Origin of the sequence: Pseudomonas sp. D1-1 (assembly GCF_051132225.1) — a bacterium.
Taxonomy (GTDB): Bacteria; Pseudomonadota; Gammaproteobacteria; order Pseudomonadales; family Pseudomonadaceae; genus Aquipseudomonas.
In genome coordinates, this window is sequence record NZ_CP071676.1 from 2,279,041 (window position 1) to 2,305,499 (window position 26,459).

At 59.1% G+C, this 26,459-nt stretch carries 29 protein-coding genes and 2 pseudogenes; 15 read left to right on the forward strand and 16 right to left on the reverse strand.

What is annotated here, in order from left to right; genetic code table 11:
• Positions 1-259: 259 nt before the first annotated feature.
• The 3 genes from J3P86_RS10345 to J3P86_RS10355 form a co-directional block, all read right to left on the reverse strand.
• Entirely contained in the window at positions 260-1,069 is an 810-nt protein-coding gene (locus tag J3P86_RS10345) for a DUF6630 family protein (protein ID WP_434624587.1), read from the reverse strand.
• Positions 1,069-1,230 (reverse strand): DUF2986 domain-containing protein, encoded by a 162-nt coding sequence (locus tag J3P86_RS10350; RefSeq protein ID WP_434624585.1) that lies wholly within the window; start codon positions 1,228-1,230, stop codon positions 1,069-1,071. Before J3P86_RS10350 ends, J3P86_RS10345 begins: the two co-directional genes overlap by 1 nt.
• Before the next feature lie 114 nt (positions 1,231-1,344).
• The gene (locus J3P86_RS10355) at positions 1,345-2,220 is read right to left on the reverse strand and encodes a LysR family transcriptional regulator (RefSeq protein ID WP_434700130.1); all 876 of its coding nucleotides are present in this window, start codon (positions 2,218-2,220) and stop codon (positions 1,345-1,347) included.
• A gap of 122 nt (positions 2,221-2,342) precedes the next feature.
• Between J3P86_RS10355 and J3P86_RS10360 the strand changes: the two genes are divergently transcribed.
• From J3P86_RS10360 to J3P86_RS10370, 3 genes are all read left to right on the forward strand, one after another.
• Positions 2,343-3,209, forward strand: a complete 867-nt coding sequence (locus J3P86_RS10360; protein WP_434700131.1) for an SDR family oxidoreductase — start codon at positions 2,343-2,345, stop codon at positions 3,207-3,209.
• A 135-nt stretch (positions 3,210-3,344) separates the two neighbouring features.
• Positions 3,345-4,319 carry a quinone oxidoreductase family protein gene (locus J3P86_RS10365; protein WP_434700132.1) on the forward strand — a complete coding sequence of 325 codons (975 nt, stop codon included), beginning with the start codon at positions 3,345-3,347 and terminating at the stop codon, positions 4,317-4,319.
• Positions 4,316-5,242 carry a LysR family transcriptional regulator gene (locus tag J3P86_RS10370; RefSeq protein WP_434700133.1) on the forward strand — a complete coding sequence of 309 codons (927 nt, stop codon included), beginning with the start codon at positions 4,316-4,318 and terminating at the stop codon, positions 5,240-5,242. The genes J3P86_RS10365 and J3P86_RS10370 overlap by 4 nt, the downstream gene beginning before the upstream one ends.
• A 9-nt stretch (positions 5,243-5,251) precedes the next feature.
• On the opposite strand, the gene J3P86_RS10375 is transcribed toward J3P86_RS10370, so the two are convergent.
• Complete coding sequence (locus tag J3P86_RS10375; RefSeq protein WP_434624575.1) at positions 5,252-7,018, reverse strand: S8/S53 family peptidase; 1,767 nt, start codon at positions 7,016-7,018, stop codon at positions 5,252-5,254.
• 163 nt (positions 7,019-7,181) lie between these two features.
• On the opposite strand from J3P86_RS10375, the gene J3P86_RS10380 reads away from it, so the two are divergent.
• The gene (locus tag J3P86_RS10380; protein WP_434700134.1) at positions 7,182-7,931 is read left to right on the forward strand and encodes a gamma-glutamyl-gamma-aminobutyrate hydrolase family protein; all 750 of its coding nucleotides are present in this window, start codon (positions 7,182-7,184) and stop codon (positions 7,929-7,931) included.
• 215 nt (positions 7,932-8,146) lie between these two features.
• On the forward strand, positions 8,147-8,530 hold the full coding sequence (locus J3P86_RS10385; RefSeq protein WP_434624571.1) for a MarR family winged helix-turn-helix transcriptional regulator: 384 nt from the start codon (positions 8,147-8,149) through the stop codon (positions 8,528-8,530).
• 9 nt (positions 8,531-8,539) lie between these two features.
• Here J3P86_RS10385 and J3P86_RS10390 read toward each other — a convergent pair whose 3' ends face one another.
• Positions 8,540-9,169 (reverse strand): DJ-1/PfpI family protein, encoded by a 630-nt coding sequence (locus J3P86_RS10390; RefSeq protein ID WP_434624569.1) that lies wholly within the window; start codon positions 9,167-9,169, stop codon positions 8,540-8,542.
• A gap of 125 nt (positions 9,170-9,294) precedes the next feature.
• Between J3P86_RS10390 and J3P86_RS10395 the strand changes: the two genes are divergently transcribed.
• The 3 genes from J3P86_RS10395 to J3P86_RS10405 all read left to right on the forward strand — a co-directional run bounded on the left by J3P86_RS10395 (position 9,295) and on the right by J3P86_RS10405 (position 11,554).
• Entirely contained in the window at positions 9,295-9,849 is a 555-nt protein-coding gene (locus J3P86_RS10395; protein ID WP_434624567.1) for a TetR/AcrR family transcriptional regulator, read from the forward strand.
• A gap of 106 nt (positions 9,850-9,955) precedes the next feature.
• Positions 9,956-11,011 (forward strand): alpha/beta hydrolase family protein, encoded by a 1,056-nt coding sequence (locus J3P86_RS10400; RefSeq protein WP_434700135.1) that lies wholly within the window; start codon positions 9,956-9,958, stop codon positions 11,009-11,011.
• 42 nt (positions 11,012-11,053) lie between these two features.
• On the forward strand, positions 11,054-11,554 hold the full coding sequence (locus J3P86_RS10405) for an HIT family protein (RefSeq protein ID WP_434700136.1): 501 nt from the start codon (positions 11,054-11,056) through the stop codon (positions 11,552-11,554).
• Between the two features lie 206 nt (positions 11,555-11,760).
• Here J3P86_RS10405 and J3P86_RS10410 read toward each other — a convergent pair whose 3' ends face one another.
• Positions 11,761-12,693 (reverse strand): hypothetical protein, encoded by a 933-nt coding sequence (locus tag J3P86_RS10410; protein WP_434700137.1) that lies wholly within the window; start codon positions 12,691-12,693, stop codon positions 11,761-11,763.
• Positions 12,694-12,798: 105 nt separating this feature from the next.
• Positions 12,799-13,185, reverse strand: a complete 387-nt coding sequence (locus tag J3P86_RS10415) for a hypothetical protein (protein ID WP_434624560.1) — start codon at positions 13,183-13,185, stop codon at positions 12,799-12,801.
• Positions 13,186-13,405: 220 nt separating this feature from the next.
• Here J3P86_RS10415 and J3P86_RS10420 point away from each other — a divergent pair, with 220 nt between their 5' ends.
• The 5 genes from J3P86_RS10420 (at position 13,406) to J3P86_RS10440 (ending at position 15,850) form a co-directional block, all read left to right on the forward strand.
• Complete coding sequence (locus J3P86_RS10420) at positions 13,406-14,596, forward strand: colicin E3/pyocin S6 family cytotoxin (protein ID WP_434700139.1); 1,191 nt, start codon at positions 13,406-13,408, stop codon at positions 14,594-14,596.
• The gene (locus tag J3P86_RS10425) at positions 14,593-14,823 is read left to right on the forward strand and encodes a DUF7683 domain-containing protein (protein ID WP_434624556.1); all 231 of its coding nucleotides are present in this window, start codon (positions 14,593-14,595) and stop codon (positions 14,821-14,823) included. The genes J3P86_RS10420 and J3P86_RS10425 overlap by 4 nt, the downstream gene beginning before the upstream one ends.
• Before the next feature lie 68 nt (positions 14,824-14,891).
• Positions 14,892-15,170, forward strand: coding sequence for a colicin E3-like toxin immunity protein (locus J3P86_RS10430; protein WP_434624554.1), 279 nt, complete (start codon positions 14,892-14,894; stop codon positions 15,168-15,170).
• A 110-nt stretch (positions 15,171-15,280) separates the two neighbouring features.
• Complete coding sequence (locus tag J3P86_RS10435) at positions 15,281-15,529, forward strand: pyocin S6 family toxin immunity protein (protein WP_434700140.1); 249 nt, start codon at positions 15,281-15,283, stop codon at positions 15,527-15,529.
• A 66-nt stretch (positions 15,530-15,595) separates the two neighbouring features.
• Positions 15,596-15,850, forward strand: coding sequence for a colicin E3-like toxin immunity protein (locus J3P86_RS10440; RefSeq protein ID WP_434700141.1), 255 nt, complete (start codon positions 15,596-15,598; stop codon positions 15,848-15,850).
• 552 nt (positions 15,851-16,402) lie between these two features.
• Here J3P86_RS10440 and J3P86_RS10445 read toward each other — a convergent pair.
• Positions 16,403-17,494 (reverse strand): methyl-accepting chemotaxis protein, encoded by a 1,092-nt coding sequence (locus J3P86_RS10445; RefSeq protein ID WP_434700621.1) that lies wholly within the window; start codon positions 17,492-17,494, stop codon positions 16,403-16,405.
• 195 nt (positions 17,495-17,689) lie between these two features.
• A pseudogene (locus tag J3P86_RS10450) lies at positions 17,690-18,001 on the reverse strand (PAS domain-containing protein); the annotation flags it as partial.
• A gap of 214 nt (positions 18,002-18,215) precedes the next feature.
• Between J3P86_RS10450 and J3P86_RS10455 the strand changes: the two are divergent.
• Positions 18,216-18,944: a hypothetical protein gene (locus tag J3P86_RS10455; protein WP_434700143.1), complete on the forward strand. Its 729-nt coding sequence runs from the start codon at positions 18,216-18,218 to the stop codon at positions 18,942-18,944.
• Between the two features lie 66 nt (positions 18,945-19,010).
• On the opposite strand, the gene J3P86_RS10460 is transcribed toward J3P86_RS10455, so the two are convergent.
• Positions 19,011-19,901, reverse strand: coding sequence for an MBL fold metallo-hydrolase (locus J3P86_RS10460; protein WP_434700144.1), 891 nt, complete (start codon positions 19,899-19,901; stop codon positions 19,011-19,013).
• Between the two features lie 150 nt (positions 19,902-20,051).
• Between J3P86_RS10460 and J3P86_RS10465 the strand changes: the two genes are divergently transcribed.
• On the forward strand, positions 20,052-21,023 hold the full coding sequence (locus tag J3P86_RS10465) for a GlxA family transcriptional regulator (RefSeq protein WP_434700146.1): 972 nt from the start codon (positions 20,052-20,054) through the stop codon (positions 21,021-21,023).
• 61 nt (positions 21,024-21,084) lie between these two features.
• Here the strand turns inward: J3P86_RS10465 and J3P86_RS10470 are convergent, their stop codons facing one another.
• From J3P86_RS10470 to J3P86_RS10495, 6 genes and pseudogenes are all read right to left on the reverse strand, one after another.
• Positions 21,085-21,624 carry an AAA family ATPase gene (locus J3P86_RS10470; RefSeq protein ID WP_434700148.1) on the reverse strand — a complete coding sequence of 180 codons (540 nt, stop codon included), beginning with the start codon at positions 21,622-21,624 and terminating at the stop codon, positions 21,085-21,087.
• Between the two features lie 395 nt (positions 21,625-22,019).
• A pseudogene (locus tag J3P86_RS10475) lies at positions 22,020-22,254 on the reverse strand (aldehyde dehydrogenase family protein); the annotation flags it as partial.
• Positions 22,255-22,339: 85 nt separating this feature from the next.
• Positions 22,340-22,948, reverse strand: coding sequence for a nuclear transport factor 2 family protein (locus J3P86_RS10480; protein ID WP_434624540.1), 609 nt, complete (start codon positions 22,946-22,948; stop codon positions 22,340-22,342).
• A 123-nt stretch (positions 22,949-23,071) separates the two neighbouring features.
• Positions 23,072-23,998, reverse strand: coding sequence for a LysR substrate-binding domain-containing protein (locus J3P86_RS10485; RefSeq protein ID WP_434700150.1), 927 nt, complete (start codon positions 23,996-23,998; stop codon positions 23,072-23,074).
• A gap of 78 nt (positions 23,999-24,076) precedes the next feature.
• Complete coding sequence (locus J3P86_RS10490; RefSeq protein ID WP_434700151.1) at positions 24,077-26,077, reverse strand: amidohydrolase; 2,001 nt, start codon at positions 26,075-26,077, stop codon at positions 24,077-24,079.
• Positions 26,078-26,150: 73 nt separating this feature from the next.
• A complete protein-coding gene (locus tag J3P86_RS10495; protein WP_434631390.1) occupies positions 26,151-26,417 on the reverse strand; it encodes a XapX domain-containing protein in 267 nt (88 codons plus the stop codon).
• Positions 26,418-26,459 lie beyond the last annotated feature (42 nt).

Consider the following 26,459-nt stretch of genomic DNA (forward strand, 5'->3'; position numbering starts at 1 on the left):
CACCCAGGCGATCACCGCTGCGGCAATCAGCACCGCTGCCAGCAACCCGATAAACAGCCACTTGACGACTTTCACCCACCTCGGCGTCCCGGAACTCGGCGGGAGCATTTCGGCGGCTGTCTGCCTCATCGCCTCGGAGCAGCGTTTGCACTCACCGTTATCAGCGAGAATAAGGGCTCCGCAGTAAACACAATTTTTCATGGTATATCCGAGGCTCGAGGACGTTTGTGCGACGACGAAATATCGCCGCACCAGAGACTTAGTATTTATAGACGATGCCCAGCCTGCCGAGGATTTCCAACGCATTGACCAGGCCCAGACCGTTCATGGGCAGGCAGGCAAATGCCTGGTATTCATCGAAATGCGTGCCGATGGCCAGCAGTTTCAAATCGTGGGGTTCCAGCTGCGCGTTGAAGTACTGCAGCAGTGCGCGCTCCCAATCATCGGCGCGGTTCACGGCGTCAACGGTCTTGCTGCCCGGAGCAGGGATTTCGATGCTCAGTTGCTTTAGCGGGGCGAGGGCATTGATGGCGTAGACGCCTGAGGACGACCACTCCTTCCATTCGAATTCAGCCAGCTGCCCGGCCTCGGAAAGCGCCGATTGCACTTGCGTCCAGGCCCAATCCCACTCGCCGGTAGGGGCCGGCATGTTGTCGATCAGCGCTTGCGCCTGCGCCTCGTCGAAAAGTCCATCGAACAGGTCGGCCAGCGTATCGGCCAGATCCACGGGCGGCCCGTTGCCTTGGGTGTCGAGGTCGAGGCTCAAACGCTGCCAGAGACTGCCAAGTTCGGCCCAGTCGTCATCGTCCATGTCGTCATCGATCACTTGGGCCTTGTGGCCCCGGTGGTAATTGTCCAGCCGCGTCTTGCGCACCCGAACCGCGCCTTCGACGACATCCACTGCATAACTGCTGTGGTCCAGGTAGTTGGTCTGGAAAACGATGCGATCAGGAAACACGTCATGGACGAGGCTTTCTTCCGCGTCGAAGTACGACGCACCCTCAAGGGTGCCGTGGGCGGCGGTGATGCGCTGAAGCGCCAGTGGATCGATGGGGTTCTTGGTCATCATCAGCTTTCAGCGGAAACGGTCGTCTCTGGATCGGCCTCAGCCGCCAGCTTCAGTCGGTCGGCTTTGCTGATGTATCGGTCCTTGCTCTTCGGCGCCAGCTTTGCACTGGCCTTTTTTGCATTGGCCTTGAGTAGCTGGTTGATCTTTTTACGGCGATTCATGTTTTCTACTCGGCTTGTCCGATTGGGAAGCGGCTGCGGTGACGTATCGTAAGTGCGAAAGGGGGCGGTGGCTAGGGTTCGGGTTCCCGCGTCGTCTTTTGTGAACGGCTGCGCCTATCCCTTGAGCACCAACGACATGTCCGGGTATCTGGCGCACAGGAAATCGACGAAGGCGCGGACCTTCGGCGCCGCCAGGCGCCTGGATGTGTGCAGGACCCAGAGTTGCGGTTCGACGCCGGTCACGGTGCCCCACTGGACCAACTCACCGCGGGCCAGCTGGTCCCACGCGATCGATTGGGGAATGAGCGCAGCACCACCGCCGGCGATCGCGGCGTCGCGGATCATCAGGAATGAGGAAAACTGCAGATTGGGGATGGGCTCCAGCACCAGTTCCCCTCCATCGAGCGTCCAGTGGGTGGGCTGGAAGCTCGGCATCACGATGGCGGGAACCGGGCGGATCGCGCCGGGTTCTGGCCTGGGTATGCCTGGAGCGGCCACGACCACCAGCCGGTCCTTGGCGAAGCAGCGCCCGACCAGGCTGTTGTCCGGGCTCGGATTGATCCGGATGGCGACGTCGAATTGATCCTCGACGAGGTCCACCAGCCGATCTTCCGCCACCACTTCGAGGGTGACTTGCGGGTAGGCCGCACAAAACTCGGCACCGATCCGACCCATCGCCAACTGCGAGAACAGCACCGGGGAGGCGACACGCAGGCGTCCTCGTGGCGTCGACCCTCCGTCACGCGCGGCCGTCAACGCCTCCGCCACCTCGGCCAGCGGCCCCTCGGCCCGGGCCAGCAGTGTTTCGCCGGCTTCAGTCAGCTTCAGGCCTCGCGCGCTGCGCTCGATCAGCCTCACACCCAATTGCTCTTCGAGCTCGGAGATGCGCCGCGACAAGGTCGCCTTGGACCGGCCGCTTGCTCTGCTTGCCTTTCCCAATCCCTCGCTGCTGGCGACGAGTGTGAAATCGATCAGTGCATTCAGGTTCATCGCTGTTCCAGATTTGAGACATGGCGTCTACATATTGTGGTCTTCGTTTTGCGGATGCAACGGCTTATCTTTTTTCCAACGCAGTTCAATTCATCCACTTGCATCCACTTCTGGAGATTCACATGAGCATTCTCGTCATCGGCGCCACTGGCACCATCGGTTCACTCGTCACGCAAGGCCTAGCCGACGCGGGCGCCGAGGTCAAAGCCCTGGTGCGCCAACCCGGTAAACGGTCGTTCCCGGCCGGTGTCACGGAAGTTGTCGCGGACCTCACCGATGTCCCGTCGCTGCGCGCTGCGCTGTCGTCGGTACGTACGCTGTTCCTCCTCAACGCCGTGACGCCCGATGAGGTCACCCAAGCCCTGATCACCCTGAACCTCGCCCAAGAGGCAGGCATCGAGCGCGTCGTCTACCTCTCGGTGATCCATGCCGACCGGTTCACCAACGTCCCGCATTTCACCGGCAAGCACACGGTTGAACGCATGATCGAAAGCCACGGCATCGCCGCGACGATCCTGCGCCCGGCCTACTTCATGCAAAACGAACGCATGGTCCAGCAAACGATCCAGGACTACTCGGTGTACCCGATGCCGATCGGCTCGGCGGGCGTCTCGATGGTCGATGCGCGCGATATCGCCGATGTCGCTGTGGCCGAGTTGCTGCGCCGTGACAGGGCTTCGGCACCGCTGGAGCGGATCACCCTGGATCTGGTCGGCCCGCAAGCGCTGACCGGGGCGTCGGTGGCGAAGATCTGGAGCGCCGCGCTGGGGCGCGAGATTGCCTACGGCGGTGACGATGTGGCGGCCTTCGAAGCGCAGATGGCTTCGTTCGGTCCCGCCTGGTTGGCTTATGACATGCGCCTGATGATGGCCGGCATCCAGCAGTTCGGCATGACCAGCGAAGGCGCCATCGACCGGTTGCAGGCCATCCTCGGCCGTCCGCTGCGCAGCTATGAGGCGTTTGTCCGTGAGGCGGTTGCCGGAGAGTAGGCAGCCGGAGCAAAGCATCATTGCTGCATGTTGTGCAGCAATGATCTGCAATCCGCCTGTCTTGTTCATTTCGGGATCGCTTCTCACACTGACTCCGTCTGGTGAAGCCGATTTCCAACCGAGGGAGAAATGAACATGGCAACTGCGATCCGGTTCAACCAATTCGGCAGCCCCGATGTATTGACGCTGCAAGCAGCGCCCGAACAGTCGCCGGGGCCGGGCGAGGTCTGGCTCGAGCAAGAAGCGATCGGGGTGAATTTTCTCGACGTTACCCAGCGCAAGGGCGCCGTGCCGATTCCCTTGCCTTCCGGCCTCGGGCTTGAAGGTGCTGGGCGTGTGGCGGCCGTAGGTGCCGATGTCAGCAACGTAAAAGTCGGAGATCGCGTCGCCTACGCCACGGGCCCGATAGGCGCGTATGCGTCGGCCCGGCTTTATCCGGCGCAGCGGCTGGTCAGGATTCCCGATGCGCTGTCGTTCGATGATGCGGCGGCGCTGATGTTCAAGGGCATCACGGCGCAGTACCTGCTGAAAAGCACCTATCCCGTCGGGCCGGGCAGCACCCTTCTGCTTTACGGAGTGGCAGGCGGGCTGGGGGCGATCATGGTGCCGTGGGCCAAGCACTTGGGCGCGTTTGTGATCGGCGTGGTCTCCAGGCAAGCCAGCGTCGAAAAAGCCAAGGCATTGGGCTGCGATGAGGTCCTGGTGTTCGACGCCGACAGCCTGGCTTCGGATGTCGCACGTATCACCGGTGGGCAGAAAGTCGACGTCGTCTACGACCCGATCGGGCGGGTCTCTTTCCTGGCCTCCCTGGACAGCCTGCGACCCCGAGGCCTGCTAGTGTCGTTCGGCGCTTCATCGGGGGCGCCGGCAGCCGTGGAACTGGCGACACTCAATGCCAAGGGTTCGCTGTTCCTGACGCGTCCTTCATTGGCCGCGCATACCGCGACTGTCGATGAATACCAGGCGCGGGCCCAGGATGTCCTGGCCGCGATCGATTCGGCTGTCATCCAGCCACGAATCTGGGCAAGCTATGCGCTGGCTGACGCAGCATCGGCCCATGCCGATCTGGAGTCGGGGCGTTCATCGGGGGCGATCATCCTGAAACCATGAATCTTGATGTCTTGAATAACCAGCACAGCGACGAAATCGCCGCGTTCCTGGCCGTGGCCGCGCAGGGCTCATTCGTGGCGGCCGGCCGGCTGTTGCAACGGCACCCGACCATCATCTCGAAACGGCTCGCGGCGATGGAAAAGCGCCTGGGCGTGCGGCTGGTGGAGCGCTCCACCCGGCAGGTGCGGATTACCGAAGTCGGGGCCAAGCTGGAACAGCGCCTGCGCTCGGCCATCGAGCTGATGAATGAAGCTCAGGCGCAAGCGGCCGAGGGCGCCAGCGAGGTTCGCGGCACGTTGCGACTGGCATTGCCCGCCGCAATGGGCAGGCGTTGGCTCGGCCCGATGCTGCCGGGGTTTCTCGAGGCATATCCGCATGTTTCGATCATCGCGGACTACAGCGAACGCCTGGTCGACATCATCGATGAAGGTTTTGACGCGGCGATCCGGATTGGCGAACTGGATGACAACCGGCTGATCGCCAAGAAACTGAGCGATCACCGGCGCATCCTCTGCGCCTCACCGGCCTATCTCGAAAAACATGGCATGCCCCGGACGCCGCAGGACCTGGCCAGCCATAACTGCCTGCGCTTCAGCGGCCTGGCGTCTTTTCCTCAATGGCGGCTCCATCGTGGCAACGAACTGCAGACAGTCACGCCGAAAGGCAACCTCACCGCCAACGACAGTGAATCACTGCTGGCGGCGGCCTGCGCCGACGCCGGGATACTTGGCGCCGGCGATTGGTTGATGAGTCGTGAGATCGCCGCCGGCAGGCTCTTGCATGTACTCCCCGATTGGCACCTGGACACCGCCGGCGGGGTTTATCTGGTCAGGCCGTCGGCCAAGTTCCCCAGTGCCGTGGTGGTCGCTTTCAAGCAGTGGATCGAGGCGAGGTTCAGCCCGGCGCCGCCTTGGGGCCTGTGACCCTACGAATCAACGCACCCGATCGCGACTCTGTACCGACAGATCCAGGGCCTTTTGCATGTCCAGCCGCGCCGAGCGACCGACATCCTTGTCGTTGAGCTGGTAGTTGCGCTCTGACGGCAGGATGGGCGCGGTGAGGTCTTCGCCGTCCATTTGTTCGAAGTCGTGATTATCGCCGATGGTCATGGCGCTGCGGCGCAGAAGCATGCGCAGTTGCTCGGGATGAAGCTGCGGATTGATCGACAGCATCGCCGCGAGCAGGCCGGTAACCATGGGCGTGGCGTAGGACGTGCCGCAATGCACCGCGCCGTCCTCGCCGGCCTTGACCGTCGAGGCGTGGGTGCACGCGGCGGCGGTGATGTCGACGCGCATGTCGACGTTCGAGGAGTCGCGCTTGACTGCGTAGGCCGGATCATCGACCGCAACCCCGGCGCGTTCGCTGCGCTGATGCCCGCCGACCACCAGTAATTGTTCGGTGATGAACGAGGAGGGCAGGCGGTATTCATCGGTGCCCGAGTATGACGAGCCGTTGCCGGCGGAATTCACCACCACCACGTCGGGATGTTCCTTGCGCAGCCACAGGAAAAACTCCTCCAGCAACTCCTCGTAGCCGCTCATGGCAATGCCCGAGCGCAGCAACGAATCGACCTCGTCACCCTTGACGTTTTTCGCGCCAACTCGATGAATGCCCCAGCTCCAGTTGAGCACCCGCACGCCGTCCTCGACGAGGTTCACCGAGGCGGCGATGTTGGCGGTGATCCCGGCGTCGGAATTGCGCTCGACAATCACCTCGAAGCCGCCGCTGGCCTTGTCCAGGCCCCGCAGGAAGCCGCTGTTGCCGCCATCGTTCCAGCGCGCGGCGAGGATGCCGGCGACCGTCGTGCCGTGGTTGTCCGGCTTGTCCGCATCGCGGGCATAGACGCAGGTTCGCGGCATTGAGCAGGCGCCGAGGTAATCGGCGAAATCCGCCGTGTCGAAATCCACGTCGCGCTCGATCAGGCCGATGCGCACCGGCTGCGGTCGGATCGGCGCCTGCTGCCCGGGGATGCGCCGCTGGTAATAGTGCACCGCATCGAGGAAGCGATTCGCCGCCCATTCATCCGAGTCCTTGGCCGGCTTCTTCGGCTCTTCTGGCTGGGCGGGCGCCTGCTCGGTCTCTTCGGCGGCGGACTCCTCTATCACCACCGCATCGACACTGGTCTCGCCGCCCAGACGCAGCACTAGCGCATCGCGCTCGACCAGGTCCTTGGCCGGCAGGCGCAGCTGATAAACGTTCAGCGGGGCGATGCTGCCGACCACCTTCGCGCCGTATTTGGCGGCGAGACGTTCGGCCTCCTGGCGACCGTCGTGACTTTCCTCGATGAGCACGCTCACCAGGTCCACATACGTGGTCAGGCCGTCCATGTTCTTCGCCACTTCGTTCGGCCCGGCGGCCACCACGTGGCTGGTGCGTAACGTCAGCCAGGCGGCGTTGCTGGCCCGCGGGCCGTCCTCCAGCCAGAGCGGGCCGCTCTGGTAGTCGGCGCGGTCCAGGCGCAGGCGGAGGTTGTTCCCGTCACGCTGAACGCTGCCGGCCGGAATCAGTTTCTCGCCCAGTTTCAGTTGCGGTGTTGCGTCACCCAGCCCCCGCGCGGTCAGGCACCATTCCTGGCGCTGGTTTTCCAGCAAGTCGCCGCAGCGTTTCAGGCCTTCCAGGCGTAGCGGTTCCTGCGCCACTGCAAGGGTGCTGGCAGACAGGGCGAACAGCGTTACGAGGGCGGCGGATCGTATGGGCATGGGGTGAGTTTTCTTGGTCGGGGATTGCTGTTCCGACCGTTGTGTCGCGAGCTTCGTTCAGCCCTGGGGTTCGATCCGTGGCGGTGGTCATCGAAATGGAACAACCGGACCCGCGCGGCAATCGGATTCTTAAACGTCTGAGACTCGAAGAAAGAGGGATCCCATGTCTCGTCCACCCATGATCGGAATCATCGCCTGCTCAGGCAAAATCGGCCCACACACCGTCCAGCTCAGCAACGACAAATATGCCCAGGCCGTGGCCACCGCCGCCGACGCGTTGCCGGTCATCCTGCCGGTGTTTCCGGCGCTGCTCGATCCGGCCCGCATCATCGCCGGCCTGGACGGCCTGCTCTTCACCGGATCGCCGTCCAATATCGAACCCCACCACTACGACGGCCCGCCGAGCCCGCCGGGCACCGAGCACGACCCGGCCCGTGACAACCTCGCGCTGCCGCTCTGGCGCGCCGCCGTCGAAGCCGGCATGCCGGTGCTCGGCATCTGCCGCGGCTTCCAGGAAATGAACGTCGCCTTTGGCGGCTCGCTCCATCAACAACTCGATGGCCCAGGCGCCGAGCATGAACCGCCGAGCAATGAACCGGTCCAGGAACAGTACGCCCGCAACCACGCCTTGACGGTGCGGCCCGGTGGCGTGTTGGCGCGGCTGGGCCTCAAGGACGTGATCGAGGTCAACTCAGTCCACGGCCAGGGCGTCGCGCGGGTGGGGCAGGGCTTGCGCGTCGAGGCCGTGGCCGAGGATGGGTTGGTGGAGGGCCTTTCGGTGGAGGGCAGCCGGGCGTTTGCATTGGGGGTGCAATGGCATCCGGAGTGGGAGGTTATGGATAACGCGGATTATCGGACGATTTTTCGGGCGTTCGGAGAGGCATGTCGGGAGCGTGCGGAAAAAGACGCTTGACGCTTGGATCTGGTTTCTAGATGCTGTAGCGGTCAAGTATCTGGAAGGTAGGCTGCCCTGAATTGGTACGGGTTGCCGTTCGGCCCTCTGGGTGCAGGCAAATCAACGTTCACCCGGTAACTGGAAGCCGGGTCGATCCGATGTCTTTCCCCTTAGCGCTGGAGCATTTTGCAATGTCTGTAAATTCACCTACTGAACCGACCGCGAACGGATCGATGCTTGATCGCTGTATCCGCTTGTCACGCGCCTACACCTCAGCCGCGCGGCGGGTCGATGCCAAGCTTTCCGCCGTGCATGGCCTGAGCTTCAGCGACTTCATGATTCTTTACCACCTCAAGCATGCCCACAACTCCCGGCTTCGACGCGCTGATCTGGCCGATTGCATGGGCCTGACTGCGTCGGCGGTGACCAAGTCCCTGCTGTCGCTTGAAAAAATAGGCTTGGTTTCCCGACAAAGCGATCCGCGAGATGCGCGCGTGGGCTACGCCTGTCTGACCACGACTGGCGAACAGGTGTTTGCCGACGCGCAGGTTTCTGCGGAGTTCGCTTGCCAGGAGGTTTATGAGGCGATGGTGGGTGAGTGGAACAAGGCCGGTTGAGATTGCTGTTCAAGCGCCTGGCCTGGACCCAATTCTCTGGATCTGGCCTTGTCGGATGCTGAGCCCGATCAGGATATCGTAGAGCGCTTGCTGCCCGGCCGGCAGGACGGGGAGCAGGGTTGCGCGGCGCTTCTCGACATCGAACCAGGATTCAACCAGCCATCCCACCAGGTAAAGCGCGGCAAGGCATCCGCCTGCCGTGGCGACATTCCCGTGGCAGACCAGCGGCTGATCCACGGGCTCGATTCCCAGGGCCAGCAGGCCTGAGCGAGCCTCCGGGTGGGTGGTTGCCCGGCCGTCGGGTAGCAGCCCAAGCCGCTGAAGAATAAAGGCCCCGGCGCAGATCGAGCCGATTCGCTGGCGTCGGGCATCGAGTTCAAACGACGGTAGGAAGTCCGCAGCTGCAAGCGCGGCAGGTATGCCTTGTTTGCCACTGACGAACAACACCGCGTCCGCGCCATTGGCCTCGCACAGCGGGCCGTGCACCGAAACCGCCAAGCCGTGCGCCGATGTCACGACAGGGCTGGAGGCCAGAATTCTTACGTGCCAGTCTTGCGTATTGCGGCCTAAGATGTCCCACATCAGGAACAGGTCGATGTCGGTGAACTGGTCGAAAGCGATCAGGGCGATTTGCTTCAAGGCGAACTCCATGAAAATGCTGGCGTGCAAAACGCAACGGCCTTCTATGCAGGTGTTCGCAGCGTATCAATCGGTTTGGCACCCTACACAGTCTGTACGGTGCATTGAGAGGGAGCGAAGTAACCATGGAAAAACTGACTCGTCACCGTTGGATCGCGGCAGGCTTCGAGGCCCTCGACCAGGCAGGCCAGGCAGGCGTCTCGGCCGAAAGCCTGGCGCGTCGATTGAATGTGACCCGTGGCTCGTTCTATCACCATTTTCGCAATCGCGAAGACTTTGTCCGCGCTTTGCTGGCTGCCTGGGAAGAGGACTACACGGGGCGCATGCTTGCTTATGCGGGCCAGGGTCGGAGCGCGCGAGAGACGTTGCAGCGCTACCTGGATATCGCCGCGCAGAAACAACCTGGGCGGGAAGTGTCCATCCGTGCCTGGTCGCTGCATGATCCGTTGGTTGCCGAGTTCCAGCAGCGTGTCGACGCAAGACGATTGGCCTTTGCGATACAGGCGTGTCGTCGCTTGGCCCCGGCGCCCGGTCAGGCGGAGGTCATCGGGCAGATGGCCCATTTGTGCCTGATTGGCGGGCAGCAGGCCGGAATACGACGTGATGCGGCGCGCTTCAATGGTTTCGTGAGCCGGGCTTTTGCCTTGGTCGAGGGCGTTATTGCGCCATGGAGAGGCTGAGTGGTGGGCTGAGTTTGTTTGAAAGTGAAAGTCAGGCACGGCGGTACGGAATTAGGCTTTAATGCCCCGCGCAACTCAACTGTTTGTCCGATCAAGGAAGACGACATTGAACAATGCTTTTGCGGCTCTGTTTCTGGCTTGCCTGGCCACCTCCGTATTCGCTGACGAAAACCCTGTCGGCTTTCGCTCTTCGACAGTGTCGAATCCACAGGATGACCGGCCGCTGGAAATGGTCGTCTGGTATCCCGGAGCAACTGCCGCAACCGCGCAACTGATCGCCGATAACGCGGTATTTGTCGGCGCATCTGCCGTTCGTGACGCGCCGCCGGCTGCCGGTGAGCATCCCCTGGTGGTGCTTTCTCATGGATACAGGGGCAACTGGAGCAATCAGGTCTGGCTTGCCAGTGCCTTGGCCCGTAAGGGCTACATCGTCGCGGCCGTCAATCATCCTGGCACCACGACCCATGACCGCAGTCCGCAAGCGGCGGCGCAGTTATGGCAGCGGTCCGTTGATCTGCGCCGAGCCATCGATGAGGTCACGACTCAACCGGAAGAATTCGGCCAGGTTGCCAATAATCGCGTCGCAGTCGTGGGCCATTCACTCGGTGGCTGGACCGCCCTGGAAATGGCCGGTGCCCGTTTTGATCCGGACCGCTTCGCCGACGATTGCAAAACCCATCCGCAGCTAGCCAGCTGCACCGTCTACGGGCAGATGAATCCGGCGAGTAGTCCGGACTCGAAAGCCGCGCTGGCCGCCGACTGGCGCGACAAACGCGTCACGGCCGTGATCACTCTCGATCTGGGCCTGTCGCGAGGCCTGACCGATGAAAGCCTCTCCGCGCTGCCGGTGCCCGCCCTGGTGATTGCTGCCGGCGTGCCCTCGCGCGAACTTCCCGCCGAGTTGGAGTCTGCCGACCTCGCCAGGCGCCTGCCGCCGGTGTCCAGCCGTTATGTGGAAATCAGCGACGCCAGCCATTTCAGTTTCATGTCGATTTGCAAACCTGGCGCGCAGGCAATGCTCGAAGAAGAAGTGCCAGGCGATGGCATCATTTGCCGGGACGGCGAAAACGGGCGTGATCGTGGGGTGATTCAACAGGGGGTCGTATCGTTGATAGCGGATTTCCTGGCGGGAACGCCTGCGTCCAGTGGAGGCGGGTTGTAAGTTGCCTTGATTTGCCGTCCCCAACTTCATCAAGGTCATCCGATGGAAATATCGCCTCGCTTTGTCGTTCATGAATCAGAGCATTGGCTCATCAATCACCGCGTGGACAGTGCACTGCCCGGCTACCTGATGCTCAGCGCAAAACAGAGGACGAATGCCTTGGCATCGCTGTCGGCTGAAGCGCTGGCGGAGTTGGGTGTATTGCAAGCGCGAATCCAGCACGCCATCGAAACCTGCCTGCAACCAAGACGACTGTACATCGGCCGTTTTGGTCATGACGCTGGTTACTCCATCCACTTCCATTTCATTCCGGTTTATCACTGGGTCGAAGCGCTGTTCTGGAACGACGACAGGTACCGGCTGCTGCAGACTTTCGGCTCGATCGACAGCAATTTGTCTCAGACCGATGGTGCGGAATTGACGCTCTTTGTCTGGCGGGAATTTTGCGAGCGTCCTGATCCTCCGCCGATACAGGGGCCGTCTGTCGAGCAGGTCGTGGCGGTGTTACGGCGGGAATTCGGTTTTCGGCTTGTTGATGAATAGCGCGGACCGTTAGCCCTGCTCGCGATGGCGGTGGTCAGCAGTGTAGGACCGCTTTCGCGAGCAGGCTCGCTCCCACAGGTTTTTCTGGTGCTCAGAAATAATCAATCCACCTCAGCCCCCGTGGCGAGGGAGCTTGCTCCCGCTGGGTCGCGTAGCGGCCCCAAGCTTTTTGCTGCCGATACGCAACCGAGTGGAATCAACCGCCCTCAACGATCGGACTTCATCCGCCCCTCGATCGCCACGCGCAAACAACCCCAGGCGATGACCCCGATGACCAGCAGCTCGGCGACGCCGATAAGCATGTGAAAGGAAAAGGTCATCGGCTCCTCGGCCCAGTAGAAGGTCGTTGGGCGACTGATGCCAATGCGCAGCCGTCCGGTAAACAGCGAAGGCACCAACGTGATGATGCGGGTCAGCTCATACACAGCCAGGAAGGCGCCAAGCAGGGCGAGCAGGGCGCGGACGGGGGTGCCCAGTTGCTCAGTCGTCTCAGCCGAAGGCGTCGGCGCCTTTGCTTTGCGCTGCCTGGCGATCTTCGCCGGGGTTGGAGCAGGCCGATAGGCTGCCTTCGCAACGGCCGTCGAACCGATCATGACCTCGCTGGGCACTGGCACTTGCAGGTAGTCGGCCAGTTCACGCAGCCACAGGTCAGTGCGTTTGCTTCCCGGCACTACCGGAACATTGTCGCTCGTCAGGCGGTGCTCGGTGCCATCGCGCAGCACCAGCCATAGCTGGGTGCGGGCTGGCTCGGCCTCCGGGTGGCGGCGAAGTTCGAGGTATTTGACGGCGTCGATCCTGAACACCGATCGCACCCGCTCACGGCGTCCAAAAAAGTTTCGGGTGCGACGCTTGCCTTCAGCGTCGACGCGCGACAGCAGCAGGGTTTCGCGGATACCGGTGTAGACCAGCAGCGCCAGGCCCAGGGCAGGAACCAACAGCAGCCCGAGCACCATCAGCAGCAAGGTCAGTGGGTCCAGGCCCACCAGCGACGAGTCTGCAGTGGCAATCGCCAGCACGGCTCCCACGGGAAAGATCAAGGCCAGCGCACTGGTAAACAACACGAATACGCTCTGCACCCGGTTGAGCGAGTGGATGTGCAAGTCACCCCGCGCGGTGCGCTCGAACCGATATCCAATCAAATGCAGATCTCCTGAAAGCCGCCAGCCCAAAAGCAGCGGTGGATTTGAACGAGGTGGAACAACCGCCGAGTCGGCTGAATGATTGGTCGACAACAACCTGACCGATTATTGGGCATCAGCCTCTGGCGCGTCATCGGTGTCCGGTTGAGCTCCGTAAGGTTCGCCAATCTGTACCCGGTCTGCCTTCACCCAACCGGTGTAGTCCTCGCCATCCTTGGCGATGTAATTCACTTCCAGCCAGGACTCGTCTTCAAGACTGGCGTAAACGGTGAGGGAGTCGCCGGGTATCACGAAAATCTTCTTGTTGGCGCAAGCCCCATCCGGCGCTTCGTGGAAATGCAGGCGCCCGGTGCCAATGACCTTGCCTTGCACTGACGGATGAAATTCAGGGACCGTTCCCGAGAGCTTTTCCGTCAGGGCAGAACAGTCGACAGCGGCCTGGCCAAGGCTGCTGTAAAGGCACAGGCACAACAAGCTTGAACGCAGATGCATCTAGGCAAAGTCCGTTTGGGTTGGATGCGTAGGATAGTGAACTCGCAAACTGTTGGGAAAGACTCCTAAGCAGCTTTGTGCGGTTCCGCTAAAAATTTCGACCCCGGCCCTCTGGCGTTTGAGGAAAACGGAGTAGCCAATTCAAGACGCGTCCTACATCGCCGCGCTTACCCCTTGCGTTAGCGTCCGTCCTGGATTTTCAGGATGAGATTCGCGACTCGTGACCACACGCCCCAAAGACCTGCCCAAAATTCGCAATCCACCTTCTGGAGAAGGGCACCGCGTTTCCTATCGAGACATGACCTCCAGCGAGGTGGCGGAGTACGAAGCACTCCAGCGTGGCCACAAAGCCATGCTTGCCCGACAGGCTGCTTACGAAAAACAACGTTGGGCCAAGGTTGAAAGAACGCCTCTCGTCATCACCGGGTCGGTGTTCGCCAAAAGCTGCGCGCTGCCCAACGGAATCATTGACTACAGCAACCCCAACGGCTTTGTTCCGCCGGACCTGATCAAGCAGTACGGCGATCTGATGTGGCTTGGCGCCAGGAGCCCCGACGCGTCGGGAACCCTTCCCCTGAAGCAGATTGGCTCAAGCGCGATACCCGCCGCAATGGGTAGGCTCGCACTGGGCGGTTCCGCAGTGTCAACCGCCGGAGCCATCGGCGGCACGGTCGGCGCCGCACTGTTGACCGGCATCGTCGCCTTGCTCTGGCCCTCCAGCCTCGGCGACAGCGCACTCTACAGCGAAGACCAGTTGCGCAATCTCAAACAGGCCCGCAGCCGCATGCGCCTGAGCATCGAGCAGCAGGCCGATGGCAGCCTCAAGGGCTATGGCTTCTACACCGGCCAGAACCGCGACTGGGAAATGGTCGACGTCATCCAGCTGACGCCGCGTGCCGACCAATACGTCGCCGACCTTGGCGACGGCATCGAACTGATCTGGACCCCAGCCATCGACCCCTCCGACACCCTCGGCATCCCGGCCTTGGAAGCCGCCCCTCAGACGCCACACATCTGGATTTATCCGCCGACGCCCGTGGCGGACAGCATCATCGTCAACCCGATCTATCCGCCGGAGTACAAAGATTTCATTCTGGTGTTTCCGGTGGATTCGGGGGTTCGGCCGGTTTATGTGGTTTTGAGTGTTCCGGGGGATCATAAGTATTACCCATCTCCACTGTCGCTTCCCGCCTTTGCAGACGCGAAGTCCGCCCCCTTGAAAACGTCTGTACGTGGCGGAGGTAAAAAACGTCGACGATGGAAGGATCGCGCGGGAAAAATCTATGAATGGGACTCTCAACATGGCGCGCTAGAAGTATATACAAAGCAAGGTAAGCACCTCGGCGAGTTCGATTTCGTAACGGGGGAGCAAACAAAACCTGCTGATCCATCTAGGAGGGTTGAAAAATGAGGCACGTCATTGAGGTTTTCGACGCGGGAACTGAGGAGTTGCTGCAGAGCGTGGAGATTCCAAAGTCGTACTCGACTCAATTGAGCGAACTAATGGGCTGGACGCAACCTGAAGACCCGTACGATGGCTATGACCTCTCGTCGGAACAGGTAGAGGTATTAGAGAGGTGGACCAGTACCGCATTAAATGGGGATAACGTCATTATCCAAATTGTCTGCCTTGAGTAAAGCAGGAGGAGGGGAGGAGTTGAAGGTGTTTTAGTTTGGTTTGTTGAATTTCCTAAGGAAAGGACTGCATGGAAATAATTTTTGAGGTTCAAATGGGACTCAAACTGAGGCTCGAGTGGTATAGCAAACAAACCGAATCTTTCGAGGGGGAGGAGTACTCGGACGACTTCGGTGATGACGGTGCTGTCATCGACGCTTTGGGCATTCCTTTCGAGAATAATATAAATAACGGTGGATTTAATGTTCCCTTGGAATGGATAGAAATTCTTCGGCCCTATTTTCAACATCTTATTGATTGGGATCGTTATGACTATCAAGTAGCCTTCGATTATCGAGACAGCTGGTAATACTTGGATTTCCATCTTGGGATTTTTTTATATGGGGTCTGTGCTGGATGGGTGGTTAGCAAGACTATGCTTGCCGAGCTGGTCCAAAAACGTAGTAGCGGGAGAGAATGGTGCCTTATTACTCGATAACTGGTTTTTACCCGGATGAAAAAAATGACGACTCACTACAATTTGAGATTGATATAAAAGACATCGAACAAAAAGAAGCCTTGGCTCAGATGGCCGAAGCAAAACCATTCAGCAAAATTGGTCCAGGGGAGCAGGAAATTACGGAAGAGCAGCTCAAGAGAGTTGAAGCGATCCTGGGCAGGAAGCTCCCCGTGGGACTGGAATATTTTATTGGGGCGACAGCCGACTAGCGAGAGTTTTACGGCGCTTATTAGCTCTTGCGCTAGAAGAAGGCGTACAGATATGGCGACGGTTCAATGGGCTTAAAGTTAAGGATGGACTGGTATGACCCGAAAACGGAGTGGGGTGAAGGTAAGGAATATACGGTAGATTTACGGGAAGATAAGTCAGCTATCGCCGCACTGGGTCTAGAGAACGAGCCAAACATTTATGACGGTGGCTTTGATGTGCTGGAAGAATGGATTCCGATTCTTCAACCCCTCTTCAGCCACCTGATCGTTCCCGAACAGTTTGATTACCAGATCTCATTTCGTTACCGAGCCGCTTGGTAACATAATAATTACTTGGGCCTGTCCTTTGAAGCGCAGAATTATGGGAGTATTTGAAGGGAACGATTTTGCTTGTTGGGAGATAACTCTCTGCATTGGTAGTCCAGATCTGGCAGAAATCATGGGCTGGGTAAGAAAGGAAAATTATTTTTACGATTATGAGTTGACTGAGTCTCAAGCTAAGGCGTTGGAAGAGTCTTGCTCGATAGCGCTGCCGCGAGGCTTGTTGCTTTATCTAACCACCACTGGAGAATAGTCCGTAAAATAATTTCCTGAGAAATTAGAGCGCTGTGTCTAGTCCTGAAACATGCACATCTGTTCCAGGGCTAGACAGAGGCTCTTAGAAATTGTACTTGGCACTCAACATCATATTTCTCGAATTACCATATCCATCCCCTCCAAACTCGCCGAATTGGCAGTAGTCGAATAATAACGGCTGCCAAAATTGTTGGCATTCACTTGCAAACCCAGGTTTGGTTGCCCCGGTACCCGGCCATCAAATCCGTAATGGCGCAACATCAGCTTCGGCAAAACGAACTCAATTCGGTTGATTGACTAGCGATTAAATCGCTCCACCAACGAGTACTGAGTCATGGCTGTTTGCGTCAATTCCTTGCTCAACTCCGCGGAGTGCCTGGCCTGTTCGGAAGTCTGGTCTGCCAGGTTCGCGATAGTGGTGATATTGCGGCTGATTTCGTCGGCCACCGCGGTTTGCTCTTCTGTCGCCGCGGCAATCTGGCTGGTCATGTCGGTGATGTGTGCCACGGCTTCGCTGATGCCGATCAGTGCTTTGTCTGCCTCAAGCACCCAGGCGACGCCTTCCTCAGCTTGTCGATGGCCGCTTTCCATGGTTTTCACGGCGTTGTTGGAGGAGACCTGCAGCTTGGAAATCAGGCTATGAATCTGCGTGGTGGACTCAGTCGTGCGCTGTGCCAGCTGGCGCACTTCATCGGCAACCACCGCGAACCCCCTGCCCATGTCTCCGGCGCGCGCGGCTTCGATGGCGGCGTTCAACGCCAGCAGGTTGGTCTGGTCGGCAATGCCTTTGATGACATCGACCACCGTCCCGATTTCGTTGCTGTCCTTGGCCAGCTGCGCAACCGTCAGCCCGGTTTCGCCCACGACCTCGGAGAGACGCTGAATCGCCTGGCGGGTGTCACGGGCCACGTCGCGTCCGCGCCCGGTCAGCACGTTGGCTTCCTGGGTAGCGTCAGCCGTGCGCTGGACATGACTGGCGACCTCTTGGGTGGTCGCCGACATCTGATTCACCGCGGCCGACACTTGCTCAGTCTCGACGCGTTGGCGTTCAAGCCCGCGTGAACTGTCGGCGGCCAGGCCGTCGGACCTGCCAGCCAAACCGGTCAGTTGCTCGGCGGTGTCCTGCAGGCGAGTGAGGCACGTCTTGAGCCGGGATGCCTGGCTCTCGAAAGCTGTTTCAAGGCGAGCCTGCAGGCCGCGCTCGTCGCTGTACATTTTCGCCAGCAACGCATCCGAGGTTGATGCCTCGGCCATTTCCAACAGACGCAGCGCGCCTTTGTTCTGCTGGCGCGAGATGATCAACCCGACCGGAATCGATATTCCGACAGCAAGCAGCATTGCCATGGCGGTATTGAGGAAGGCGCCGCCTACTGTGCCCAATAAACCCATCAACAGAACCGGTACCCAACTGAGCAGGAAGGGGTACCACCGATCAACACCCGGGACAGCTGCCTTGCCGAGTCTGATGCGTTTGTAGAGCGCTTCGGCGCGGCGGATCTGGCTGGCCGTCGGCTTGACTCGTACCGATTCGTAACCGACGACCTGGCTCCCTTCGTAAACAGGCGTGACGTAGGCATTGACCCAATAATGGTCGCCGTTTTTCGAGCGGTTCTTGACGATCCCCATCCACGGCTTGCCTTGCTTGAGCGCGGCCCACATATGCGCAAACACGGCGGGCGGCACATCCGGATGACGAACGATATTCTGTGGTGCGCCGATCAGGTCCACCTTGTCGAATCCGCTGATCTCGACGAAGGCGTCATTGCAATACGTGATGACGCCTCGCGTATCCGTGGTGGAAATCAGCTTTTGCTGAGGTGCGAGCGAAATCTCACGTTGCGTGACCGGCTGATTGTTTCTCATTTCTGAACTGCTCCCTGGGATCTGCAAGTCCATCGACTGCCGTTCAGAAAAGTTGATGAAATGCCGATTAAATACTCTGGTAACAATCAACTGTGGTGATTCTTTCCACGGATTCAATCATCAGCCCAGGCTGCGGAACGCACCCCCTCCAGAAGCTACGAAGCTGGCGACATGGAGCGATCTTCTAAAGTTGGATCCAGCACCGCCGATAACCTGAACAAACCCGCCCATCATGGACCGATGAAAAATGGTACTCACCGTCAGTTCCGCTTACATCCCGCCGGCCAATACCAACCTCACGCGCTCCGAACAGGCGCTCGTGACCAAGGCGCCGACAGACGCTGCGAAAGAACTCCTGGCAAACGCCAGCCCAGCGGCCATCTTCCATCCCAGCGAAGAAGCCCAGGCAACAATGCCGATGCCTGTGGCGATCGAGACCTGGATCGGTCGCTCTCAATCACCGGACTTTCCTCGATACGTAGAGACCCTCAAAGGGGCAACCAGTACGCTGAAGTCCTCGTTCGAGGATTTCCAATCCACGCTCTCGACGACCCACCCGGACTTGGCCGGGAAGAAATACGGCTTCACTGTCGAAGCCGACGGCAGCCTGAAGGTGCTCAACTCCGCCGGCAAGCTCAGCAGTTCCGATATCCAACGGCTGACCGATCTGCTCAACGACTCCAAGGACCTGAAAGCCGCCGCCATCGCAGTTCGCGACGCCTCCATCGACCTGGTCGACGCCGACTCGCCTTGGTCCGGCAGCTACCTGGGCCTCTACAGCCTGACCAAGGAAAACTTCGCCAACACGATCGATCTGGCCCCGTTGCTGAAAGACCGTGGGTCGGTGTCCATACAGGAATATTCCGACGGGTTGTTTTTCAATCAGTTGGCGTACAAGGGCGAGCGGGCGACGCGGGAGACGGAACAGGCGATGTTCGAGAGGCGGGCGGCGGAGCGGTTTTCGGTGCGGGTTTGAGTGTTAATGGCATTGAGGATAAAGGGACAGATTTATTCGCTGAATAAAACCTGTCCCCTTCCACATTTAGAACTCCAGCGAAGCCCCATCTTCCGGAATGTCCACACGCCCCTGAATCCCTTGCTTCTTGACGTAAGCGCGCAGTTCTTCACGGGTCAGGGACATATGGTTGATCGCGTCCATGTGCACCGCGACAATCTGTGCGTTTTTCGCGGCTTTTGAGGCGCGAAGCACATCTTCCTCGCCCATGATGATCGAGCCGTCGAATCCGGCCATTTTTGCCTCCCCGGCGTTGAGCACGATAACTTCCGGGCGGTACTGGTTGATCGCCTGGTCGACCTCTTTACGCCAGATCGTGTCACCCGCTAGGTAGAGCGTCTTGTAGCCCGGCGATTGGAAAACCACGCCCATGGCTTCGCCTAGCGGTTTTGCGAGCGCTGGCACGGCATACATTTCGTCAGTGCCATGCTGGCCGCCGGTCTTGGTGATCTTCACGCCGCCGAATTCGGCTTCATCCGTCAGTACGCGTACGTTCTTGAAACCCTGGGAACGAATCAGCTGTGCATCTTCTTCATGTTGGGCGAACAACGGAATGTCTTTAGGCAGCGCTTTCTGCGCGGCATCGTCCCAGTGATCCAGGTGCGTATGGGTGACGATGACGGCGTCGACTCCAGCGATAACTTTCTCAGGCGACTCCGTCAGATCAACCAAGGGGTTGCGCAGGTTGCTCCGATAGGTGTTTTCAAAACCCGGATAAGCGCCTTTTTTTGCCAGCATCGGATCAATCAGGAAAGTGGTGTCACCGTAGGTGATTTTCACCGTGGCGTTACGAACCTGCTGCAAATCCAACTTGTGAGAGGCGTCAGGTGCCTTGGGAGCATTCGAACTGGCGAACGCGGGGGCAGCGGCTACGGCACAAGCCATGCTGACGGCAAGCGGTAAAGTTCTGAGTTTCATAAGAATTGATCCTGTTGTTTACATCGAGGAATCCATTCTTGCTGAATGTCTCGCGAGCCAACAGTGGCCCGAATGACATATTTCGCTATAATCGGGCCAACCGCTCGAGGTGGTTCGGCTTGGGCCCAGAGGGCGAATCGAGGCTTCCTCATGCTCCCCATACGCGTTGCTGTTCTAGCTTTCGAAGGCGTCAGCCTTTTCCATCTTTCCGTGCCGGGAATGGTATTGGGAACCGCGCAACCTGCGCCCGATGGGCCTCGCTACGAAATCAATTACTGCGCAGAAGTGCCCGGAGTGATCAGCACCGACCAGGACATTGGCCTGTCGGTAAGCCTCGGCCTGGAGCTGATGGAAACTTCCGACGTCATCATCATCCCGGCGTGGGGCGATCAATCCCTTGTTGCATCGCCCCAACTCATAGAAGCGCTGCAGCTCGCCAATACGCAAGGCAAGCTCATCGTGGGATTGTGTTTGGGAGCGTTCGTCCTTGGCGATGCCGGGCTGCTCGATGGAAAGGAAGCAACCACCCACTGGGCCGTCCGTGACCAGTTTGCGCAACGTTTTCCCAAGGTCCGATTCAAGCCCGAAGTGCTCTACGTCAGCGCCGATAACATCGTAACGTCCGCCGGAACGGTCGCGGCAATCGATTGCTGCCTGCACCTGGTACGCGAGCGACTCGGTGCAGACGTGGCGAATCGCACCGCGAAAATGCTCGTGACGCCACCCCACAGGCCCGGAGGCCAGGCGCAGTATGTTGAACACCCGGTACCGCAATTAGCTGGCGAGACTCACCTGTCCGACGTCCTGACGTGGGCCCGAATGAACCTGTCCGGAGACCTCTCCCTCGACGTGCTGGCAGACATGGCGAAAATGAGCAGACGGACTTTTACCCGTCGGTTCAAGGAGGCGACTGGCACAACTGTGTCGAAATGGTTGACCGCTGAACGAGTGGCTAGGGCGCAGGCGTTGCTGGAAACGACTGAGTTGCCTATTGAATACATCGCGGGGGAGGTGGGGTTTGGGACGTCATTGTCGTTGAGGCAGCATTTTGGGGTGCATCTGGGGACGTCGCCTTCTGATTATCGGAAGATGTTTTGTCTTGGGGTGGGGCGGAAGATTTGAGGGAATTGGGAAGGCGCCACTCAATACCGGAAGCCCTCGCGCTGAAGGAGTCAATCTTCGATCAATCCCGCAGAGCCTGGCCAGTCGAATTTCCAACGCTCGCCAGAAAAATTCTTGTATCCCGGTTAGACCGCAGACAGACCACGCGGCAAGTTGGGGGGGCAGTCGCCACGAGTTGGTTCATCTTCGCCCGGGCTGATTTTCTCGTCCGCCACATGAACTTAAAAAACTCTGGCAGATTCGCCAGCAATTCGGGGCAGTTGTCCGGCAAGTCCGGCCGGCGCTGACCTCGGTGGAGCAGCGTTCTGAGGAGTACACGCCAAAATCGGAGCGTCGCAGATCGATCGATCCATATCAAAAGATCAGCGCGAGCCATCCGATGGTTCCACGTGGCTGAATGGCCACCTTCGAAAATCCAGCGATCAAGGGACTCGACCTCGCGACAGAGATGCGTCTTCTCGTCCCAGCTTCGTTCGACCCACCCTGGCTGCCAGTGAATAGTGTCGATATGAACGACCGGTAAGCCCGTGCGTTGGCCCAGGTTACGCGCCAAAGTGCTTTTCCCAGATCCAGGTTGACCAACAATCATCACCCGTTGCATCGAAGCGACCTCTTGCTGTGCATGCTTTTTTTGGGCGGCGATTCTACGTCAATGCTCATCTCCGTCAACAACAAAGGGCCAGCGTGACTGGCTGTTATCGGCCATTAGCTGCCTTTCACAAGCGACCGCCTTCGGCCAGAAGCTGACATTCGATCAAGTTCTCCACGAAGCTCGACCGATCGAACGACCTCGGTATGGACCCAGGCGAAAATTTCTCTGTTTGTATACTCAGTTCGACATCAGCTCCAACCAGGAGTATCCCCTCGCGCTTGGCTGAATGTATCGACTTGCCATGCTTCGGCCCCGAATTCTTGCAATACAACTGCACGCCGTCTTCGGTCGCGATGTGCCGTCTAAATAATTGAGGTTGAATAAAATGGCCATTCCCAGGCATTCACCGGCCCGAATGTCTCTTCCTGAACAGCTGGGAGCGTGGGATCGCTCACTTCCAGAATCACGGGGCGAAAGAACGCGCCTTCCGACAACGGGCCTTCGTAACCGGACCACCTCGCACGACTACCTCGGCGCCTTCTGCAATGGCGCGCTCGACCACTTTATCGACGCGTCCGACGTTCTTGTGGTCGATCATCGGGCCCATCTTGCTAGACAGCCCGCAGCAGGCCCTACCTTTTTCTGGTGGGGATTGTCGACAAGGCCTAACCCAAACGGCCTCCCGGTCCTGCCGGCAAGACTTCCGTCCTTGCGATAGAGGTCGTTAATTGGTCCCGACCGTAACGGGGGCTGCATGCGCTGATGTCTTCACGGTCCACGAACCGGACTGGCGGAACGAACTGGCGGACGCGTAGGTATCTTCCATGAACTGGAAATAAGTCATCTTTCCGTCACGAACCTTGGCGTGAACGGAAAACGGTGATGTAAACACCTTGTCGACCGCCACGGAGCGATAGGTGAACTTACCGAAAATCGCAACATCTTCGCCGGAGGCGATTTTGGTAGTGATGGTGAAGTCTTCGATCTTCCAGTAATCCGAGACCTGCATGAATAACGAACTGAAGGCTTTCGGGCCTTTGTTTGTGCCGGTCCAAGGCATGATTTTTTTGAGTTCTGGGTTATCGAAGTTTAGAGAAACATAGGTGGCGTCTGGAGCCGCTAACCTGTGCGCAGCGGCTTCGACTTTATCGGGCGAAGTATTGGCCAGGAATTCCATGACAACCGAGAGTGATGCAGCTGACTGCGCTTCGCTAGTCGACTGTGCCGACACTGGCGAGACAGTTAAGATGCACGTGGCGAGCGTGATTGCTGCAGCGAGCGATTTGATTTTAGGAGTGATCATGAGTTTTCTCAGTTTCTGATTATTTTTCACGGGGCGCTTTCTTTCCTGCCAGACGCCTGTAGCACGCTTGGCTGGAGTCAGGATAAGTCGGGTAGTTCCCCACCATAAGCCTCGAAAAGTTGATTCCAGGTTTCGTTTTTCTCGAACGGCTTACTACTGTGGTTGCGAACTGGATGCCAGCAGCCGGTCCCAAATTGGCGGGTTACCGATCCGTTCGCTAAGGAAGCTACTCAGCGCGAGAAGCTTGGCCAATGTTTTATGCGATTGACGATAGACAACAGAAATATTGCCTCCACGTGGCGCATAAGGCGCCAGCACTTCGATCAATTCACCGTCCACAATGGCTTGAGCGGCCAGGAAAGTGGGCAATATGGCAAGCCCGAGCCCCGTCTTCGCCGCCTCCATCAGTTGATCGCCACAGTTGGTGCGCATTCGGCAGCGCACACGAAAGGACTCTAATGTGCCGTTTACCGGTAGCGTCCACATACCATGTGGTTCGCGATTGACGTAAAGCACGGCGAAATGCTGAGCCAGGTCTTGCGGTATTTGTGGCGTCCCATGAGCATTCAAATAATCAGGGCTCGCACAGATGATATGGCGGTTGGGTGTAATTATTTTGGCCATCAGCGAAGAGTCTGGTAATTCGCCGATACGAACCGCCGCATCAAAACCCTCTTCATGCAAGTTGACGCGGCGGTCGTCGAACTCGATATCCAGATACAACTCAGGATATTGCCTGGCAAAAGCTGCCAAAATCGGCGTCAGATATCGCCTGCCGAAAGCCATCGGAGCTGCAATACGCAGACTTCCACGGACAATCGACTGAGACGTCAGCACCGCGTTTTCGGCAGTTTCAATGTCAGCCAGAATTCCCCTGCAATGACGGTAAAAAACCTCGCCTGACTCAGTCAGGCGAGTCTGCCGGCCACGCTCCAGAAGAATGCTCCCCAGGCGTTTTTCGAGCTGTTGAATGCGCTTGGAAATCATGGACTTGGCGGTGCCCAAACGGCGAGCAGCCTCTGAAATACTGCCTGTGTCCACCACCGCCACGAAAGCATGCATTTCAGATAATTTATTCAACGTCTCAGTCCAGGGGAATTGACGTACATGCCATTCAGACTGGCGGCGTACCGAAAGCGTATTGCCTTTCGTTCTCCTCTATACGGCCCAGCAGGAGCAGCCTAAAGCGCCAAAAAAACTCCTCGGATCCGACACCGGTGCATTGGAACCCCACGCACCGGCATGGTCATGACCATGCACACCGCAGGAGCTTGCGCAGCCGCACGATGCAGCGGCTTGAGCGCGCAACGGCGCCAGCGAGTTCCTGCCGGCGCCTTCCGGTTCTCCCCAAGCGCCATAACCCTTGAACGTGCGGGTCGGCGACCAGTCCGGCATCGCGGGCGGCAGCAGGTTGTCGTCCAGCGCAGTGAACTGGCCGGCACTATAGACAACGCGCCCACCCACCACGGTCAGATCGGAGGTCAGAAATGAAATCTCGTCTTCGGGGACCGAAAAGTAGTCTTTGCTCGGCACTATCAGGTCAGCGAACTGGCCAGCCTGAATGCGTCCACGTTTGCCTTCCTCGTTGGAGAACCAGGCGACATTCTCGGTCCACATCCGCAACGCGGTTTCGCGATCAAGCAGATTACGTTGTGGATAGAGGTTCAGGCCGCCGACGGTCCTGCCGGTGACCATCCACGACAGTGAGACCCAGGGGTTGTAGGAGGCGACGCGAGTAGCGTCAGTGCCCGCTGACACTTTCACGCCTTTTTCGAGAATTCGCTTCACCGGCGGCGTGGCCTCAGCGGCGCGGGCGCCGTAGCGCTCGACAAAGTATTCACCCTGATAAGCCATGCGGTGCTGCACGGCAATGCCGCCCCCGAGCGCTGCTATACGGTCGATCGATTTATCCGAGATGGTTTCGGCGTGATCGAAGAACCAGTTGATCCCGGCCAGTGGTATGTCCTGATTGACCTTCTCGAAGACGTCCAGCGCACGGGTGATGGTTTCATCGTAGGTGGCGTGCAACCGCCACGGCCATCGGTTCTGCGCCAGGATACGCACCACCTCTTCAAGTTCGCCTTCCATTTCCGGCGGCATGTTCGGACGAGGCTGGCGGAAGTCTTCGAAGTCCGCTGCCGAGAACACCAACATCTCACCGGCACCGTTATGGCGGAAGTAGTCGTTGCCCTGTTTGTACTTGACGCTGGAGGTCCACTTGAGGAAGTCGTCTTTTTCCTCCTTAGGTTTCTGCGTAAACAGGTTGTAAGCCAGCCTGACCGTCATCTGGCCGTCATCATCCAGCTTCTGCACCACGGCATAGTCATCGGGATAGTTCTGGAAACCGCCGCCCGCGTCGATCACGCCGGTCACACCGAGGCGGTTGAGCTCGCGCATGAAGTGGCGGGTGGAGTTGACCTGATAGTCGAAGGGCAACTTGGGGCCCTTGGCCAACGTCGCGTAAAGAATCATCGCGTTGGGCTTGGCCAGTAGCAGCCCGGTGGGGTTGCCGTTGCCATCCCGGGTGATTTCTCCACCCGGTGGCTCGGGCGTATCCCGGGTATAGCCGGCCGCACGCAAGGCCGCACCATTGAGCAAGGCCCGGTCGTACAGGTGCAGCAGGAACACCGGCGTGTCGGGCGCAATCGCATTGATCTGCTCGATGGTCGGCAGGCGCTTCTCGATGAACTGGTGTTCGGTGAAGCCGCCGATCACGCGAACCCATTGCGGTGCTGGCGTGATTGCCACCTGACGCTTGAGCATTTCCATGGCGTCGGCTAAAGAACGCACACCGTCCCAGCGTAACTCCAGATTGTAATTGAGGCCGCCGCGGATCACGTGGGTGTGGTTATCAACCAGGCCAGGCAGCACGCTACGGCGCTTGAGGTCGACAACCTTGGTAGCCGGGCCCGCCAGCAGCATGATTTCCTGGTCAGAGCCGACGGCGAGGAACTTGCCGTCTTTGATGGCGACGGCGCTCGCGACCGGGTTGGCGCGATTGAGTGTGGTGATCTCACCATTACGGAAAATGGTATCGGGAATGGAATGGGTCACGTTGGACTCTCCTGCTCTTGGCATGTCGGAGAAGGCGCTGGGCCCTAGTACGCCACCCAGCGCAAGCGTTGAGGCGGCCCCCAGAAATTTTCGGCGGGATGTCATAGGTCGCTGTCCTTATAGTTGCAACGCCTGGCCAAAGGCCTTCAGCGAGTGCGCAAGCGTCGGAGCAGGTCGCTCAGGTCGGCTTTGATTCCTCAGTCTGTTGCTTGGTGTGTCGACCAGGCAGTTGACCGAGTACATGGCTGACGGCGCTTGTCTTGTCGCAGGCAGCGCTCAATGTCGTGCCACACCACAAGTGCTTGCCGATCGGGATGATTTGCTCGCCGACCAGGATTCCCATCAGCCCTATCAGGGCCACCAGCGGCGGCGCAGGCGAGCGCACGCTCAGAAGACTGTAGACCACACCCACAAGCAGGCCAGCGGCCAGGGACAATGCATACATTTTCATGCTCAACCTCTCTTGGTCACTAACGGCCGTGACAGG